General features: G+C 33.2%; 16 protein-coding genes. 14 read left to right on the top strand and 2 right to left on the bottom strand.

The window, feature by feature from the left end; all coding sequences use genetic code 11:
* Positions 1-89 precede the first annotated feature (89 nt).
* A complete protein-coding gene (locus BN1225_RS09165) occupies positions 90-2,660 on the top strand; it encodes a translation factor GTPase family protein (protein ID WP_041139494.1) in 2,571 nt (856 codons plus the stop codon).
* Between the two features lie 25 nt (positions 2,661-2,685).
* Positions 2,686-3,570, top strand: a complete 885-nt coding sequence (locus BN1225_RS09160; RefSeq protein ID WP_041139493.1) for a damage-control phosphatase ARMT1 family protein — start codon at positions 2,686-2,688, stop codon at positions 3,568-3,570.
* Between the two features lie 27 nt (positions 3,571-3,597).
* On the opposite strand, the gene BN1225_RS09155 is transcribed toward BN1225_RS09160, so the two are convergent.
* Positions 3,598-4,182 (bottom strand): hypothetical protein, encoded by a 585-nt coding sequence (locus BN1225_RS09155; protein WP_041139492.1) that lies wholly within the window; start codon positions 4,180-4,182, stop codon positions 3,598-3,600.
* Between the two features lie 442 nt (positions 4,183-4,624).
* On the opposite strand from BN1225_RS09155, the gene BN1225_RS09150 reads away from it, so the two are divergent.
* From BN1225_RS09150 to BN1225_RS09135, 4 genes are all read left to right on the top strand, one after another.
* A complete protein-coding gene (locus tag BN1225_RS09150) occupies positions 4,625-4,936 on the top strand; it encodes a PTS sugar transporter subunit IIB (protein ID WP_041139491.1) in 312 nt (103 codons plus the stop codon).
* Positions 4,937-5,015: 79 nt separating this feature from the next.
* Positions 5,016-5,870 (top strand): MurR/RpiR family transcriptional regulator, encoded by an 855-nt coding sequence (locus BN1225_RS09145; protein WP_041139490.1) that lies wholly within the window; start codon positions 5,016-5,018, stop codon positions 5,868-5,870.
* Between the two features lie 110 nt (positions 5,871-5,980).
* Positions 5,981-6,526, top strand: a complete 546-nt coding sequence (locus BN1225_RS09140; protein ID WP_041139489.1) for a TetR/AcrR family transcriptional regulator — start codon at positions 5,981-5,983, stop codon at positions 6,524-6,526.
* Positions 6,527-8,161: an ABC transporter ATP-binding protein gene (locus BN1225_RS09135; RefSeq protein ID WP_041139488.1), complete on the top strand. Its 1,635-nt coding sequence runs from the start codon at positions 6,527-6,529 to the stop codon at positions 8,159-8,161.
* 23 nt (positions 8,162-8,184) lie between these two features.
* Here the strand turns inward: BN1225_RS09135 and BN1225_RS09130 are convergent, their stop codons facing one another.
* Positions 8,185-9,339, bottom strand: a complete 1,155-nt coding sequence (locus BN1225_RS09130) for a DNA glycosylase AlkZ-like family protein (RefSeq protein WP_052466525.1) — start codon at positions 9,337-9,339, stop codon at positions 8,185-8,187.
* Between the two features lie 182 nt (positions 9,340-9,521).
* Here BN1225_RS09130 and BN1225_RS09125 point away from each other — a divergent pair, with 182 nt between their 5' ends.
* From BN1225_RS09125 to BN1225_RS09090, 8 genes are all read left to right on the top strand, one after another.
* Complete coding sequence (locus BN1225_RS09125; protein ID WP_041139487.1) at positions 9,522-10,505, top strand: diaminopimelate dehydrogenase; 984 nt, start codon at positions 9,522-9,524, stop codon at positions 10,503-10,505.
* Between the two features lie 94 nt (positions 10,506-10,599).
* On the top strand, positions 10,600-11,073 hold the full coding sequence (locus tag BN1225_RS09120) for a hypothetical protein (protein WP_052466524.1): 474 nt from the start codon (positions 10,600-10,602) through the stop codon (positions 11,071-11,073).
* Positions 11,074-11,123: 50 nt separating this feature from the next.
* Positions 11,124-12,506: an MBOAT family O-acyltransferase gene (locus BN1225_RS09115; protein WP_041139486.1), complete on the top strand. Its 1,383-nt coding sequence runs from the start codon at positions 11,124-11,126 to the stop codon at positions 12,504-12,506.
* A gap of 13 nt (positions 12,507-12,519) precedes the next feature.
* Positions 12,520-13,554, top strand: a complete 1,035-nt coding sequence (locus tag BN1225_RS09110) for a DHHW family protein (protein ID WP_041139485.1) — start codon at positions 12,520-12,522, stop codon at positions 13,552-13,554.
* Between the two features lie 200 nt (positions 13,555-13,754).
* On the top strand, positions 13,755-14,009 hold the full coding sequence (locus tag BN1225_RS09105; protein WP_041139484.1) for a hypothetical protein: 255 nt from the start codon (positions 13,755-13,757) through the stop codon (positions 14,007-14,009).
* 167 nt (positions 14,010-14,176) lie between these two features.
* The gene (locus tag BN1225_RS09100; protein WP_041139483.1) at positions 14,177-15,367 is read left to right on the top strand and encodes a coenzyme F420-0:L-glutamate ligase; all 1,191 of its coding nucleotides are present in this window, start codon (positions 14,177-14,179) and stop codon (positions 15,365-15,367) included.
* A 10-nt stretch (positions 15,368-15,377) separates the two neighbouring features.
* Complete coding sequence (gene guaA, locus BN1225_RS09095; protein WP_041139482.1) at positions 15,378-16,679, top strand: glutamine-hydrolyzing GMP synthase; 1,302 nt, start codon at positions 15,378-15,380, stop codon at positions 16,677-16,679.
* Positions 16,680-16,856: 177 nt separating this feature from the next.
* Complete coding sequence (locus tag BN1225_RS09090; RefSeq protein ID WP_041139481.1) at positions 16,857-17,567, top strand: hypothetical protein; 711 nt, start codon at positions 16,857-16,859, stop codon at positions 17,565-17,567.
* Positions 17,568-17,693: the final 126 nt, after the last annotated feature.

Here is a 17,693-nt window from a genome sequence, read left to right as displayed (position 1 = left end):
TTCATGTGTTGAAATATAAATAAGTTTTCATTATCTATTATTTTTTATATAATAGAGATGATAAAAAACTAAAAAGCAGGTTATTATAAATGAAAAAAACAATTATTGGAATTTTAGCACATGTCGATGCTGGAAAAACGACATTAACAGAAAGCATGCTTTTTCTTTCGGGAAAGCTGCGTGCACTGGGAAGAGTGGATCATAAAGATGCGTTTCTCGATTATGATCAGCAGGAAAGAGAACGAGGAATTACAATCTTTTCTAAACAAGCTGTTTTTCAATGGAAAGATACTGAATTTACATTAGTAGATACTCCCGGTCATGCGGATTTTTCTACCGAAATGGAGAGAACACTGCAAATTTTAGATTATGCGATTGTTGTGATCAGTGGAACCGATGGGGTGCAGCATCATAGTGAAACGATTTGGGAATTATTGGAGCATTATCAGATTCCTACCTTTATTTTTGTAAATAAAATGGATTTAAACCAAACCGGTAAAGCATCATTGATGAATGATTTACAGGATAAATTAAGTGATAGCTGTATTGATTTTTCAAAGATGAATGATCAGGTGCTGGAACAAATTGCATTGAGCGATGATCATTTATTAGAAGCGTATCTTAGCGGAGAACAGATCAGTTTAGAAGCAATTCAAAATCAAATTGAAAATCGCCGAATATTTCCTTGTTTCTTTGGATCGGCTTTAAAATCAGAAAATATTGATGATTTATTAAATGGACTGGATCGTTATATCAAATCGTCTCTTTATCCAAAAGAGTTTGGGGCAAAGGTTTATAAGATTACACGAGATGAGCAAGGAAACCGTTTGACGCATATGAAGATTACAGGAGGAAGCCTTAAAGTAAAAACACGATTGAGTGAAGATGAAAAAGTGGATCAGATCAGAAAATATTCTGGAAATAAATATGAAACTTATGAAGAAGTTTATGCAGGAGAAATATGTACAGTCAAAGGATTAAGACACATTGCGGTTGGTCAGGGACTAGGTATTGAAACAGCAGTTCAGACCCCAATGTTGGCCTCTTTCATGGATTATCGTATTCTTTTACCAAAAGGGTGTGATCCTTTTCAAATGCTGAAACAATTACAGGAATTGGCAGAGGAAGATCCCCAATTACATCTTCGTTATCAAGAGGCAACTCAAGAAATACGTATTCAGCTTATGGGAACCATTCAAATTGAAATATTAAAGAACAGAATTAAGGAACGATTTAATGTTGAAGTTGAATTTGATCAGGGACAGGTTTTATATAAAGAAACAATCCTGGAACCGGTGATTGGGGTAGGGCATTTTGAACCGTTAAGACATTATGCCGAAGTACATCTTTTATTAGAGCCGGGGGAACCAAACAGCGGATTAGTATTCAAAACAAAATGCAAAGAAGATATTTTAGGACGTAATTGGCAGCGATTGATCTTAACTCATTTAGAAGAAAAAGAACATCTTGGCGTTTTAACCGGATCTCCTATTACGGATATGAAAATAACCTTGATTAATGGGCGGGCACATTTAAAACATACCGAAGGCGGAGACTTCAGGCAAGCGACTTATCGTGCTGTTCGTCAAGGTTTGAAGGTGGGAAAATGTCAGTTGTTGGAGCCGTATTATCAATTTAAAATGGAGATAGCGAGTGAATATTTAAGCAGAGCTATTTTTGATATTGAAAAGATGCACGGAGAGTTTACGATATTAAATACTCACATGGATAGGGTGATCTTAACGGGGTCTGCCCCTGTAGCATTAATGCAGAATTATCAAAGTGAACTTATTTCCTATACCAAGGGGACAGGACGCTTAACATATGGTTTAGATGGGTATCGTCCCTGCCATAATCAACAAGCAATTATGGATGCTTTGGCATATGACAGCGAATTAGATATTGATAATCCGACCGGATCTGTTTTTTGCAGTCATGGTGCAGGATTTAATGTGAAATGGGATGAAGTCCCTCACTATCAGCATTTAAAAGATAATTATTTGAAAGAAACAAAAGTGATTCAACAAAGTTCTTCTCACTATCAATATCCGGCCTATCAAGATGAAGATCAAGAATTAGAAAGAATCTTCACTAAAACCTATGGAGAAAGGAAAATCCGTTTATCCAGCAAAGAAACATATGAGCGAAATCGTTTAAAGCAGGAAAAAGTGTACAAAGCTTTACCGGAATGTTTATTAGTAGATGGCTATAATATCATTCATGCTTGGTCGGAATTAAAAGATTTAGCTGAACATAATTTAGGGGCAGCACGATCAAAATTAATGGATATTCTATGCAACTATCAAGGATATAAACAATGCATGCTGATTTTGGTTTTTGATGCCTACAAAGTGAAAGGAAATATCGGAGTTACAGAGCAGTATCATAATATCCATGTCGTTTATACAAAAGAGGCTCAAACCGCCGATGCCTACATAGAACGTGCAACACATCAGATGATCAATGAATATAACGTTATTGTGGCAACATCCGATGCTTTGGAGCAGTTAATTGTAGCCGGACATGGAAGCCGTCGTATTTCAGCACGAGAGTTAAAATTGGAAATCGAGCAGTTAAATAAAGAAAAACTGGAAGAATTTGAAAGAAAGCAGCCTAAACATCATCATTTTCCCTTGGAAGACGTTAAAAATATGAAATAAAAATGAAGAAAAGAGGAATTTAAAAATGAATAAAGCCTGTTTTGAATGTGATCGCCAGCAAATGTTGAAAATCAGCCGGTTTTTAAATTTAGAAAAGCAAATGCAAGAAAAACTGCTGACAACAGCGGATTCTATTTTAACACAATGTGACATGTCTAAAACCAATCCGGAAATCATGGCTGGGATATGGGAAGAAGTGACACAAATCTTAGGAAATAAAGATCCTTACGAAAAGGTTAAGCAGTATTATAATACATTTATGATGTCTATGAGCGAAACGATTCGTCAAGAAATATTAAACAGTAATGATCCCTTTTTGGTGGCATTAAAAATAGCGATCACCGGTAATTTAATTGATTTTGCCGCAAAACATACATTTAATGAAGAGACTGTACAGGAGATTTTAAGAAACGCTGAAAAAACTCAATTAGCGATTGATGATTCTGCTGAGTTGAAAAGACAGTTAGGTGCTGCAAAAACATTGCTTTACTTAGGGGATAACTGCGGGGAGATTGTTTTAGATAAATTATTTATTGAATGGTTGAAAACACAATATCCTGATTTGACATTTTATTATGGGGTACGTGGTAAACCAATCGTGAATGATGTTACTTTAAAAGATGCTGCAGATGTACATATGGAAGAGGTGGCGACAGTTATTTCCAATGGTGATGGCGCATTGGGAACTGTTCTTAAACGAACGAGTCCGGAATTCCAAAAAATTTTTGATCAGGCAGATCTTGTCTTATGCAAAGGACAGGGAAATTATGAAGGATTACTGGGAAACCCAAAAGAAAACCTATTCTTTATGTTTATGGCGAAATGTGAATTAGTGGCTCAGCCATTGGGTGTTCAACGATTGGGCATTGTATGTTTAAAAAACAGAAAACAGCTAAAATGGGGAGATTAATCAGATTACTCTCCTTTTTTATTTTGATCAAAGATAGTTTTTAATTAATTGAATAATATTTGCATAGTGGTAAGCGGCATAATCAGTAATGGGAATTTTTACGATATGATTGGGAAATAAAGCAGAAAGTGAATGATAACAATGTCCAACCTGCGGTGAAAGCAAAATTAAATCTGCTTCTGGTTTCTCTTGTGTCAAAGTGTAAAGATCCATCGCCTCTAATTTAATATTGAGCTGACAGGCACAAATATTGTTTTGAAGCTGCTCCACAAAAAAAGTAGAAGTGATACCGCAACTGCAGCATAATAAAATCTTGCGTTTTTGGATATCTAAATTATTAATGTATTGTATCAAATCGGAAATAAATCGACTGGCTTGTAATACATCAATAAATTCATAATGCATATAATAGGAGACTTTGTCTTCTTTATCGAGAATTTGTTCTTCGATAATATGGTTAGGATAAAAAGAAATTGTGATGGTGTATTGAGAAACGGATTTGGTAAAGACGGCTGAATCTCCGACTTTACTTATTTTAAAGTCATTCAGATAACGTTTTTTGACCCACAGATAAAAGAAGGTATAAGATAGGTCTTTGTAGAAAAGGTTCATTTTGATTCCTCCATTTCGCTTTCATTATAATTCATTTGGCAAAGATGGAAACAGCGACAAATAAAATAGAAAAGAAATTCTCATATATTTAACGGCTATCATTTCTTAGAATGAGAATTCTTTAAAGAAGAACCTATTTTGAAATGAATTTCTCATATTCATTTTCATTATCAAGATAAATGATGTTAAAAATATATCATTCTTTTTCAATCTGTTGTTGAAGTGAAAGATATCCCTATAATGGAAGGTGAGGAGAGCAATCACTATATCACTGATTTAAATCAAAGGATTGACCGTGCACACAAGGGAACCCATTCGTCAGTTTTCTATATAATGAATTTACATTAGAATTAGGTTACTCTTATTATATACCCATGATGATAGTGATTCTCCTTCACTAAATAAAAATGTAGCAATTTAGTTGCAATAAGGGGGAAATACAATGATTAAAATACTTTTGGCGTGTAATGCCGGAATGTCTACCAGTTTGCTTGTTGAAAACATGAAAAAAGCAGCTCAGGAAAAAGGATTGGAAATTGAAATTAAAGCAGTAGGAGCATCAAGCGTTCGTTTGGAGATGCTGAAGGAACAAGGCTGGCAGGTAGTGTTATTAGGACCGCAAGTTCGTTATGAATTAAAACGTATTCAAAAAGCAGCTGATCCGATTCCGGTAGATGTCATAGATACACGTGATTATGGGTTGATGAATGGAAAAAGTGTTTTAGAAAAAGCATTAGCGTTATTAGAAAAATAATCTTTAGTTAAAAATCAACTTTAAATTTAAAAAATAGAGTTGATTTTTACTGTTTATATGTTAGGCAAGGAGTGAAAGCATGAATATATTTACACAATTAAAAACTATTGAAAACTTAACCGGCAATGAACACTCTATCATCGATTTCGTTTTACAACATCCAGATGAATTTTTGCACTTAAAAACAAAAGACATTTGTGAACGTTGTTTTGTCTCCACTCCTACGCTTTATCGGTTATGCGAAAAACTAGGATTATCCGGTGTTTCTGAATTTAAAGTAAAAGTTTCTTATTCTATTCAAAACTATATAGAAGATAATTTAGACTTTGATTTTGATTTCCCAATCAAACCGAATCAAACCCACCATCAGATTATGACGGGAATGATGGAAGATTATAAGCAAACGTTGTTATCCACGTTTAATCTTTTTGATTTAGATCAGCTGTTGTTTTCTGTGAATGCAATGAAAAGAGCGGAAAAAATCGATATTTATACTTCTGCCGGAAATCTTCATTTTGCCGAGAACTTCCAATTTCAGATGCAGGAAATCGGTATTGAAATCAACGTTCCTAAAGAAGAATACAGCCAGCGTTTGACAGCCTCTTACAGCAATGAACAGCATTTAGCGATCGTGATATCGTTTGGTGGAAGAGGATTGTTAGTAGAACGCATTATCCGTTGTTTAAAAGAAAACCGCACGCCCATTTTATTGATTTCTTCAACAGAAGATTTTGAGATTAAAAAATGTGCAGACTATCATTTATATTTATGCTCAACAGAAAATCACTATCATAAATTATCTTCTTTTTCAACCCGCTTATCGTTATTATATATACTCGATGTCTTATTCCTTTGCTTTTTTTCAAAGGATTATGAACAAAACTTGAAAAATAAATTGACTTATTATCAGAAAATACGTCGTTATGATTATTAGATGCCTAGTAAAAAAAAGGTATCTTTTCTTTTATGCCTATTGACAATACAGATTAAACAATATAAAATAACAAGTGTTATATAACAAATGTTATTGAAAGGGGAATGAAGATGCCGCCACGTCCAAAAGTAAGTAAAGAAGAGATTATTGATCAGGCATATATGATGATTAAAACGGAGGGAATTGAACAGCTAAATGCCCGCTCTTTAGCGAACCGGTTAGGGTGTTCGACACAACCTATTTTTAAAAATTTTAAAAATATGGAAGAATTAAAACAGTATACAAAGGTAAAAATTGATGAACAATATGATGCTTTTATAAAAAAATATCATGATACGAACGATGAATTGTTTAGTATTGCTTCTGCATACATTCATTTTGCCAGTGAAGAAAGACACTTATTTGGTGCTTTGTTTGTTCATCCGTTAATCGAAAGCAGAAATATGAGCGAGGTATTAACTTCTTCATGGAATTTAGAAACTATCGCAAATTGTCAAAAGCAATATGTATTATCAAGAAAACAGGCAGAAGATTTATATCGTGATGTTCGTTTCTATAGTCATGGGATTGCCACCCAAATTTATGCGGGAACGATCATTTTAAGTAAAGGAGAGATAGAAGAATTGGTCAGAAATGCGATAGACCGATTCAAATAGATGAATAATTTATATATTTTAAAGAAGTATTTTAAGCTAGTAAAAATAAAGAAGCGATATACGTTTTATTTGATTGTGACCTCACTGTTTGCGGATGGACCGTATATGTTCACCTCTTTATTGTTTAGTTATGCTATCAAATATTTAACAGAGCAAAAAATGGATACAGTGATTTTTATATTTATCCTCTATTTTGGGTTAAAGATTTTATCAAAAGTTTCTAGGATAGCCAATTATCAAGCCGCTAAATTTTACTATAATGCCAGTTATATGACATTACAGAGTCAGGTTTTAGACAAAGTGAATGATCTTGAATATGACTATTTCACCAATGAAAAAAAGAGTCATTTGATTAATACCGTCAATACAGATATCAAGGAGTTAGCCGATTTTGGCACATGGCTGTCACGCTCTTTATTTCTGGTCATTTCCTTTTTGGTATCAATCATTATTTTATGGCAGATCAATTTTGGTCTGATGATCTTTGGGGTTGTGGTCAACGGAATCGTGATTTATCTACTTAATCATTATAATGATTATTATGAAAAGATTATGTTTAAAGCAAAACAGCAAACGGATAAAGAAGTAGGGTTCTTTTCTCAGATTATGAATGGTATGTCGGAGATTAAAATCTTTCATTTACTATCCCAATTTAAACAGATGTATCATCATTATAATAAAGATTATCTTTATGAGCATGACCGTATGATCAATAATAATATCATCAAGAATATCGTGAGTCCTGCCATTACGATGCTGGCGGAGATTTTACTGATGGGATATGCAGTTTACAACTGTCTTAAAGGGAGATTTGGGATTGAAACAGTATTGATTATTCAATCTTATTTTGGGAATATGTTTGGTTCTTTGAGTGAACTTGTCACTATTTTAGGGGAACTTCGTTTAAAGAACGTATCGATTGATCGTTATGCCCAGTTTATAGAAGAAGTCGTTCCTTTTCAAAAGAATCAAGATTGTCAATTAGTTAATTTAAAAGGAGAAGTGACACTGGATGATGTCACCTTTTCCTATCGTGATCAGCCGAACTTATCCCATTTGAATCTGCATTTTAAGCCGGGAAAGATTACCGGATTAGTCGGAAGCAGCGGCAGTGGCAAAAGCACGATTATGAAATTAATTTTAGGATTCATTCAGCCGGATTTCGGAACTGTTAAGATTGATGATCGGGATTTATCGGGAATCAGCCGCTCAACATTATCACAAGTTGTTACCATGGTGAATCAAGACCCATTCATTTTTAACCTGTCTATATATGATAATTTTGCCTTGATTAATCCTGATCGTAATAAAATAGAGGAAGTCTGTAAGAAAGTACATCTTTATGAGGATATCATGGCTTTGCCCCAACAGTTTGAAACAATTTTAAATGAGAATGCAACCGATCTGTCAGGCGGACAAAAACAGCGTCTAGCGATTGCCAGAGCTTTACTGAAAAATACGAAGATTATCCTGTTTGATGAAATTACCAGTGCATTAGATGAACATCTTTCCGCAGATATATTAAGTTTTCTCAAAGAGATTAAGCAAGACCATACGATCATTATGATTACTCATCGCTCGAAAGAATATCAGTTATGCGATGAAATTATAGATTTAAATACATTAAGCATATAAAAGAGGGATCCGATGAGATCCCTTTAGCCTATAAATTTTGAAAATCGTTCCTTTTCTTGTTCAAATAAGTCATTAAAAATAGGGTCAGGATCAAAGTTTTCTTCCCACCAGATCCGATCGATAATAAAATGAGGCGTTGTACGATCCGGATCGAAACGTCCTACTAAATGATCTTTATATAAAATAGGTAAAACATAATAGCCAAACTGACGTTGAGTTACCGGCTTGTATACTTCCCAGCGATATTCAAAATCAAATAACTCTTGAATCAGCTGACGATCCCAAATGAAATTATCTAATGGTGCGATGAAGCGGACAAATGGTGAAAAACGTATCGGAGTTTCTAACTGTTTTAGATGACCGGTCGCAATATAATAATGATATTTGGAATCTTTGATTTGGAATTCAGTTAGCTTTCCTTTTTCACATAATGAGCGAATTGCGCTTTTTCGTATGGCACTGTTGGAAAGATGGAGTCCCTGCCAACCTGATCCAGAGCGATCCCAATAAAACCCTATACTATTGATTCTTCTTAAGGTATACCATTCAATAAAAGATAAATCATCTTCAAAAGGATCTTCACTTAACAAATAAGAACCGGGAATCAGATTTTCGATGCAGTCATAGATTTTTATTGCTCCGTTACGTGAATGAATGCCTATACGTTCATGAGCATACAAATAATCCAAAGCAACACTGGCAATCCGACTGTTTCCCCAGCTGCTTTTACTTAATGCATTAAATGAAAGATCCTTTCCGGAGCAGGGGGCTTTTTCTTTAAATTGATTAAAAACATCATCAATATATTGATAGACTTCTTCTTGCTGCCGATATTCAATGGCAAGTTCATTGTAATGAGCAAAATGCTGCCGGACACGTTTAAAATAAGGATATTGAGACATAGGATAAATACAGACTTCTTTATCATAACCATCAACTAAAAGCCGTTCTTTATAAAGCAGTTGATCCAAGGTACTGCGCTGAACATGAGAAAAGCGACTGAATAGAACGATTTCCGGATTTCTTCCTACGATATTTAAAGGATCGTATTGAATTGAACCCACCTTTTGCAGATAACGCAGAATACCACGGTTATTTTTCCCATATGTGTTTAGTTTGTCTAAGCCATGATAACGTATTAAAAAACGTCGAGCTTGTTTTTTGGATAATGTCAACATAAAATCACCTGCCTTTATTTTGATTATACATGGTTTTCTTTCTTTTAGCGACTATTGACAGATAAAGAAAGACTGTATTTTTCCTTTTTAGATAAAACAATTTCTATTTTTCGCTAGTGAGTAGTGATTTTTAAATGGAAAAGTGATAAAATATGTCCAGATAAAAATAAAGGGGGATAAAGATGAAAATTAGAATTGGAATCGTTGGTTATGGAAATCTTGGCCGTGGAGTGGAAAGTGCTGTTACAAATAGTGATGATATGGAGTTAGTAGGTGTATTTACTCGTCGTGATCCAAGTACTGTTCATCCACATACGTCATTGCCTGTTTATAAAATGGAAGAAGCTTTTGATATGAAAGATCAGATTGATGTGATGATCTTATGTGGTGGGAGTGCAAACGACTTGCCTGTTCAGACACCACAATTTGCAACATGCTTTAATGTTGTTGACAGTTTTGATACACACGCTAAAATACCTGAACATTTTAACCATGTAAATGAAGCTTGTAAAATCGGACAAACAATAGCGGTTATATCAGCAGGTTGGGATCCGGGAATGTTCTCATTGAATCGTTTATACGGACAAGCGATCTTACCTCATGGTGCAGATTATACATTCTGGGGAAAAGGTGTCAGCCAGGGACATTCCGACGCTATTCGCAGAATTGATGGGGTAAAAGATGCCAGACAATATACGATCCCAGTAGAAGCTGCTTTGGAAAGTGTTCGTGATGGACAAAACCCTGCTTTGACAACAAGACAAAAACATACACGTGAATGTTTTGTAGTAGCAAAAGAGGGTGCTGATTTAGTAAAGATTGAAGAAACAATCAAAACTATGCCAAACTACTTTGCTGATTATGATACAACAGTTCATTTTATCAGTGAAGATGAATTACAAAGAGATCATCAGGGAATTCCTCATGGCGGTGTCGTGTTTAGAAGCGGGACTACTGGTTTTGATCAAGAAAATAAACATGTGATTGAATATCGTTTAAAATTAGATTCTAATCCTGAGTTTACTTCAAGTGTTTTAGTGGCTTATGCCAGAGCGGCATATAGAATGCACCAAGAGGGGATGAGTGGATGTAAAACCGTATTGGATATTGCACCAGCATATTTACATCCGGCTGACAAAGAAGAATTAATCAAAAACTTGCTTTAATGAATTTCAATATTTGAAATTTAAATAGATGGGTTCCTTTCTGTTATAAGACATGTTACACTAAAAATGTAATTTTAAATGAAAGGGTTTAGAGATGTTGAAAAAAATATTAATCGTTTGTTTAAGTTTAATGCTTATTGTTTTGACCGGGTGTTCTGGTAAACCTAGCAGTACTGAAAATCTCAATGATTTATCTTTAGAACAAATTATGGAAAAAGTATATGCCGGTATAAAAGAAGATCAATTACCCGGATTAATGAATACGCCGTTATCACAAGAAAATCTAAATTATGCATTGGGATTAGATGCATTAGATTTTAAAGAGGGATTAGTCAGTGAACCAATGATGAGTTCAATTGCTCATTCAGTAGTTATAGTCCGTGTTAATGATGGGGTTGATGTTGAAAAAACAAAAGCAGATATTGAAGCGAACATTGATCCAAGAAAATGGATTTGTGTAGAAGTGAATGAAAAGGATGTCATTGTAGATAGTAAAGATAATGTGATCATTTTGATTATGGTTAATGATTTAGCTAAGGATATCCACAATAATTTTAAAAAGTTATAATTAAATCTTCGTGCAAACGAAGATTTTTTCTAGTTAAAGGAGGTGAAATAATGGTCTTTTCAAGTCTGACATTTTTATTTTTCTTTTTACCGATTCTGCTCATTATTTATTATTTAGTGCCCTATAGATTTAAAAATCATATCCTTTTAATTGCGAGTTTAATATTTTATGGATTGGGTGAACCCAAATATCTTTTATTAATATTAGTAAGTTCTTTTGTTAATTCTTTATTTGGCTTGATGATAAGTAAGACAGCGGATCATAAAAGAACAATCCTATTTATTCTAGCCTTACTATTTAATTTGGGAATCTTATGTTATTTTAAATATACTGATTTTATAATTCGTAATATTAATTTAGTGTTACATCAAGATTTGCCATTATTTCATATTTTATTACCTTTGGGAATTAGTTTTTATACATTTCAATGCCTTAGTTACATCATTGATGTATATACCAATAAAGTTCAGGCAAATCCAAACTTGTTAGAGTTCACCACTTATGTTACATTATTTCCACAATTAATCGCCGGGCCTATTGTTCGCTATCAAGATGTAGCCTTACAGCTAAAAGTTAGAGAGCATCATTATCATAAAATAACGTTAGGCATTCAACGGTTTGTTGTGGGGTTATCAAAAAAAGTGCTTTTAGCTAATACGTTGGGAGAGTTAGTGACATCTTTACAAAGTGCCAATCCGTCTGTTCTTGGATATTGGTTTATTGCTTTTGCTTTTTTGATGCAGTTATATTTTGATTTTTCAGGCTATTCGGATATGGCTATAGGATTAGGGAAGATGTTTGGCTTTGAATTTCCGGAAAATTTCAATTATCCTTTATTCGCTGTTAATATAACCGATTTTTGGCGTCGCTGGCATATGTCTTTATCACGTTGGTTTAAAGATTATGTTTATATTCCTTTAAAAGGAAGCCGAGTTAAACCATCACGCTTAGTTTTCAATTTATTATTTGTTTGGATTCTGACTGGATTGTGGCATGGAGCTGAATGGAATTTTCTTTTATGGGGTGTCTATTTTGGGTTAATATTAATAATCGAAAAAATGGGATTGAAATCGTTCTTAGGAAAACATCTTTATTTTAGCAGACTATATACTATTTTATTAGTTTTAATTGGTTTTATGATGTTTCAATATGACATTCGCCAATGGAAAGATGTTTTTATTGGGTTGTTTGATGTAAATCATCTTCCTTTAAGCTCCACAGAATGTCTGTATTATTTTAAAAGTTATTTCATCATAGTAATAGTTAGCATCATGGGGGCAATGCCAATATCCCCATTTATTCTAAATTATTTTAATAAAAGCATTCTACTGCTAGATAACTTGAAAAAAGTATGGACGATTATTTTATTGTTGATTTGTATAGCTTTTATTGTTGATAGTTCATTTAATCCGTTTTTATATTTCAGATTCTAAGGGAGGTAAGAAAATGCGAGATAAATATTTTGTGTTTATTTTTGTTAGTATTTTACTTTTCTTTACATTAAGTTATCTAGTAACTAAAGATAAGGAAATATCAAATAGTGAAAGAAGGCATCTAACTACTTTTAAAGATGTAAAGCACTATAATATTACAGATTCTTTCTATTCTAAAGAGTTAGAAAAATATGCTTTAGATCAAGTTGTTTTTAGAGATCAGTGGCGTTATATTAAAGCGAAAGTTGCCTTTGATATATTTAATAAGAGTGATGATAATCAATTTTATTTAGAAGATGGGCATATTTTAAAAAAGGAGCAAAAATTAGACGAAGAAAGGTTAAAGGTATTTCTTAATAAAGCAAATGGAATCATTCAACAATATGCACATTCAAAAAGCAAAATGTTGATCATTCCCGGTAAAGAATATTATGCTTCTGCTTATAGTGCATTTGATTATGAAAAAGCTATGGATTTAATAAATTCTCAGTTTAAGGGGGAATTCCTTGATGTGCGTGATCAATTAGCATTAAATGATTACTATTATAGTGATCCGCATTTAAAACAAGAAGCTTATTTTAAATTGTTCCCAATAAATCAAGCTAATTTAAAAAAATATACTTATCAGCCTTTCTATGGTACTTACAGTAGTCAATTTGCTTATCAGTTAGTGAGTGATCAATTAAACTATTTTGAAAATCCTTGTAGTATTGAAGCAAACTATTTAGAAACACCTGAATTCAAAGAAGTTTATAATCTTGATAAGCTTAATAATAATGATGCCTATAGTGTATTTTTAAATGGTGCCACACCTTTTGTTCATTTGAAAAATAAAGATAATAAGGACGGTCAGACATTACTGGTATTTAGAGATTCCTTTGGAAGTAGTTTAGTTCCTTTATTAGTAGATACTTATCAGGATATTTATGTGGTTGATTTACGTTATATGAATTTAACAGATGCAGAACGGTTAATAGATAAAGAAATTGATGAAATTTTATTGGTTTATGGAATGAATAGTATTAATGAGGGAACGGTGATAAAGTAAGAAATTAATCGGAAATAGATAGGGGAGTATTATAAAATGATTGGTTAGAAGAGACCGTTATACGTATTGAAACGATTTTAAAAATACAGCATTTCTTAAAAAGAATAATCGTAAATTGTGAGTATTTAGTTGGAAATGAGTAATAAAAGATTGATATTGGGAGTGATAGTCTGGTAGCTTTTGGTACTGCTTTGATCAGGATGAGGTTTTCTAAATATGTTTTTAGGACATACTGTGGATATATTGTTTTATTTAAAGCCAGAAGTGATTCAACTGGATTTTATCCTAAATTAAATGTGTTATGTGAAACAAAGAAGATTTTATTCAAAGATATTGATATACAAAAAGAGGAATCTATTCATATTCACTTAGAGGTAAAATATCCTAAAACAAAGGAAAAACAACAGATGTTCATGCTTTTTCTGCCGCCTTTAGTATTAAAATATCAGTACTAAAAGCAAAATTAAATCCGTTATGATCGGATTTTTTTGTTAAAACAGAAGAAATGGAGATAGAAAATGGACAAAATTCTACTTTATTTTTCAAGACTAATTTACATTGCGAGCAGGGTATATTATAATACGTCTGTATGCAGTAATTTAAATTTAGAAGGGGCGTTATTATGGAAAGAAAAGTTGGAACCGTTTCAAGAGGGATTCGTTGCCCGATTATCAGAGAAGGAGACGATTTAGCTAAAGTCGTTGTTGACAGTGTGTTAGATGCCGCTAAAAGCGAAGGATTTGAACTGAGAGATCGTGATGTGATATCGATTACAGAATCTATCGTGGCGAGATCACAAGGAAACTATGCTTCAGTTGAAGCTATTGCGAGCGATGTGAAGGCTAAATTAGGCGGAGAAACAATTGGAGTTATTTTCCCGATTTTATCTCGTAACCGTTTTGCAATTTGCTTAAAAGGAATTGCGATGGGCGCTAAAAAAGTAGTATTGATGTTAAGCTATCCAAGTGATGAAGTTGGCAATCAGTTGGTAAGTTTGGATGCTTTAGATGAAGCGGGAGTTAATCCTTACAGCGATGTTTTAACTTTAGAAAAGTATCGTGAATTATTTGGTGAGAATGCACATGAATTTACTGGGGTAGATTATGTAGCTTATTATGCTGATTTAATTAAGGAAGCGGGAGCAGAAGTTGAAATTATTTTTGCAAATCAAGCTAAAACGATATTAAATTATGCGGATCATGTCCTCACTTGTGATATTCATACCAGAGCACGTACAAAACGCATTTTAAAAGCAGCCGGTGCAAAAGTGGTTTGCGGATTAGATGATATTCTGACAAGCAGTATTGATGGCAGCGGATATAACAGTAAATATGGTTTATTAGGTTCTAATAAATCAACAGAAGATACTATTAAATTATTCCCAAGAGAATGTCAGGACTTAGTGGAGGATATTCAAAAAATTATTTTGGATAAGACAGGCAAATGTGTCGAAGTAATGGTCTATGGGGATGGAGCGTTCAAAGATCCGCAAGGAAAAATTTGGGAATTAGCCGATCCATGTGTGTCACCTGCCTTTACAAATGGATTAGTAGGAACTCCAAATGAGCTGAAATTAAAGTATTTGGCAGATAATGATTTTAAACATTTAACAGGTGAAGAATTACGTAACGCTATTGCGAGCAGTATTAAAGAAAAAGATGATAATTTAGTAGGAAATATGGCTTCACAAGGAACAACACCAAGACAATTAACGGATTTGATTGGTTCATTATGTGACTTGACAAGTGGGTCCGGAGATAAAGGAACACCGGTTGTTTTAGTTCAAGGATATTTTGATAATTATGCAAATTAAGGAGAATAAGATGAAACAAGATATGATCGTAATATTAGACTTAGGGAGTCATCAAAATACTACTATAGCCCGTGAAATCCGTGCTTTAGGGGTGTATAGTGAAATCAAACCACATGATATTACTGTAGATGAATTGAACGCTTTAAGTAACGTTAAAGGGGTTATCATCAGTGGTGGTGAAAATAATGTGATTGATGGAGAAAAGATTGATGTTGTCAGTGACTTGTATACTGCCGGATATCCGATTATCGCTTTTGATCATGATTTGGCAAAAGTGGAAAATAAAGTATATCCAAAAGATGAAGCGGAATTAAGAGCCATTTTAAAATCATTTGTTTTTGATGAATGTCATGCTGAAGCTAATTGGAATATGAAAAACTTTATCAATGATCAGATTGAATTAATCAAAAAACAAGTAGGAGATAAAAAAGTGCTGTTGGCTTTATCCGGTGGGGTGGATTCATCAGTTGTTGCGGCGTTGTTGATTAAAGCAATTGGTCAGCAGTTAGTATGTGTTCATGTTAATCATGGGTTGATGCGTAAAAATGAATCTGAAAGCGTTGTGGAAGTATTTAAGAATCAATTACATGCAAACCTTGTTTATGTAGATGCCAGTGAACGTTTCTTAACGAAATTAAAAGATGTAGCTGATCCTGAACAAAAACGTAAAATAATTGGTGCTGAATTTATTCGTGTATTCGAAGAAGAAGCAAGAAAATTAGATGGTATTGAATTCTTGGCACAAGGAACTATTTATCCGGATATTATTGAAAGTGGAACAAAGACAGCAAAGACAATTAAGTCACATCATAATGTTGGTGGATTGCCTGAAGACTTGCAGTTCTCTTTAGTTGAACCTTTGTATCAATTATTTAAAGATGAAGTTCGTGCCTGTGGTGTGGAATTGGGATTGCCATATGAAATGGTATACAGACAACCATTCCCAGGTCCGGGACTTGGAGTTCGTTGTTTAGGTGCAATTACGAAAGAGCGTTTGGAAGCGGTTAGGGAATCTGATGCCATTTTAAGAGAAGAATTCGCTAAAGCGGGACTGGATAAAAAAGTGTGGCAATATTTTACAGTGGTTCCTGATTTTAAATCTGTTGGGGTTAAAAACAATGAACGTTGTTTTGAATATCCGGTGATCATTCGTGCGGTGAATACTATTGATGCTATGACGGCGACGATTGAACAAATTGACTGGGCAATCTTAATGAAGATTACGGATCGTATTTTAGCAGAAGTGAAGAATGTGAATCGTGTGTGCTATGACATGTCACCGAAGCCATGTGCGACGATTGAGTGGGAATAGCTTTTCGTAATATAGTAATTTTATTTGAATTGTTTTCATTAAATTTTATTGGTTTTAACAGTTTTAACATTTATATTTGACTTTGGAATAATCCAGAGTCTTTTTTTCTAAAGACCAAATTATAAATAAGTAATAAGATGAATTGTGAAACAATTATATTCAGGAGGAGCAATTGATATGAATATTTTTTTACTAACATTATTTGGAATAGTCATATTTCTTATAATAGTGATTATTGATTCAGTTAAAGATAATAAAATAGAGAGATATATTCAATCAAAAAAAAGTATTATAGATGTCTGTTCTAAAATATTTTTAGGAGTATTAACAGTATTTATTGCAATTCAGGCAAATGCGATATCAAAACGCAGTAATGAAGTAAATATCGCAGAAACAGCTCCTTTGTTTGATATTCAAAAGGTTAATGATTTTGCAGACAGGGGGTATGCAGAAGCATATAAGCTTATAAATGAAAAAGGAACAGCTTCTTATGTATCTTTTTCTAGGATTGATACCTACTCTTTTATTTACTTGAATAAACATTGTAGTTTTAGTGTATTTGTTATTAGTAAAGAAAACATAAATACAATGGAAGAAAATTTATGGTATTATGTGCCAGTAATACAAGATTATAATAATTATGATGCTGCCCATATGATGGAAGAATATTTTTATGAACATACAGGGGAAAAAATACAGGTTAATACTGAACGTGTGTTTAGTGTAGATTTTGCAGACTATAAAAATGAAATGTTTAATTTTTATTTCCATTATCGAAATAATGGAACATTAAATTTAGCTTATCGAGATTCGGAAGCTTATTATTCGTCAAGAAGTCTTGCATATGAATCCCTTATATTCTGGCGGTATAGTAGTTATAGAGGATGAAAATATCGAAGAATGATTCAAAATGGTTTTAGATAGTATCATATCTAAAGGGTCAAAATTAAAAGATTGACTATATAATAATTAAGTAAGTCTCAGTTAACTGGTAAATTGAAAATATGAACACAT

It is taken from the genome of Beduini massiliensis (assembly GCF_000829905.1).
GTDB classification, from domain to species: Bacteria; Bacillota_I; Bacilli_A; order Erysipelotrichales; family Coprobacillaceae; genus Beduini; species Beduini massiliensis.
Note: the sequence above shows the minus strand (reverse complement) of the source record. Positions and strands in the feature narration are given on the sequence as shown.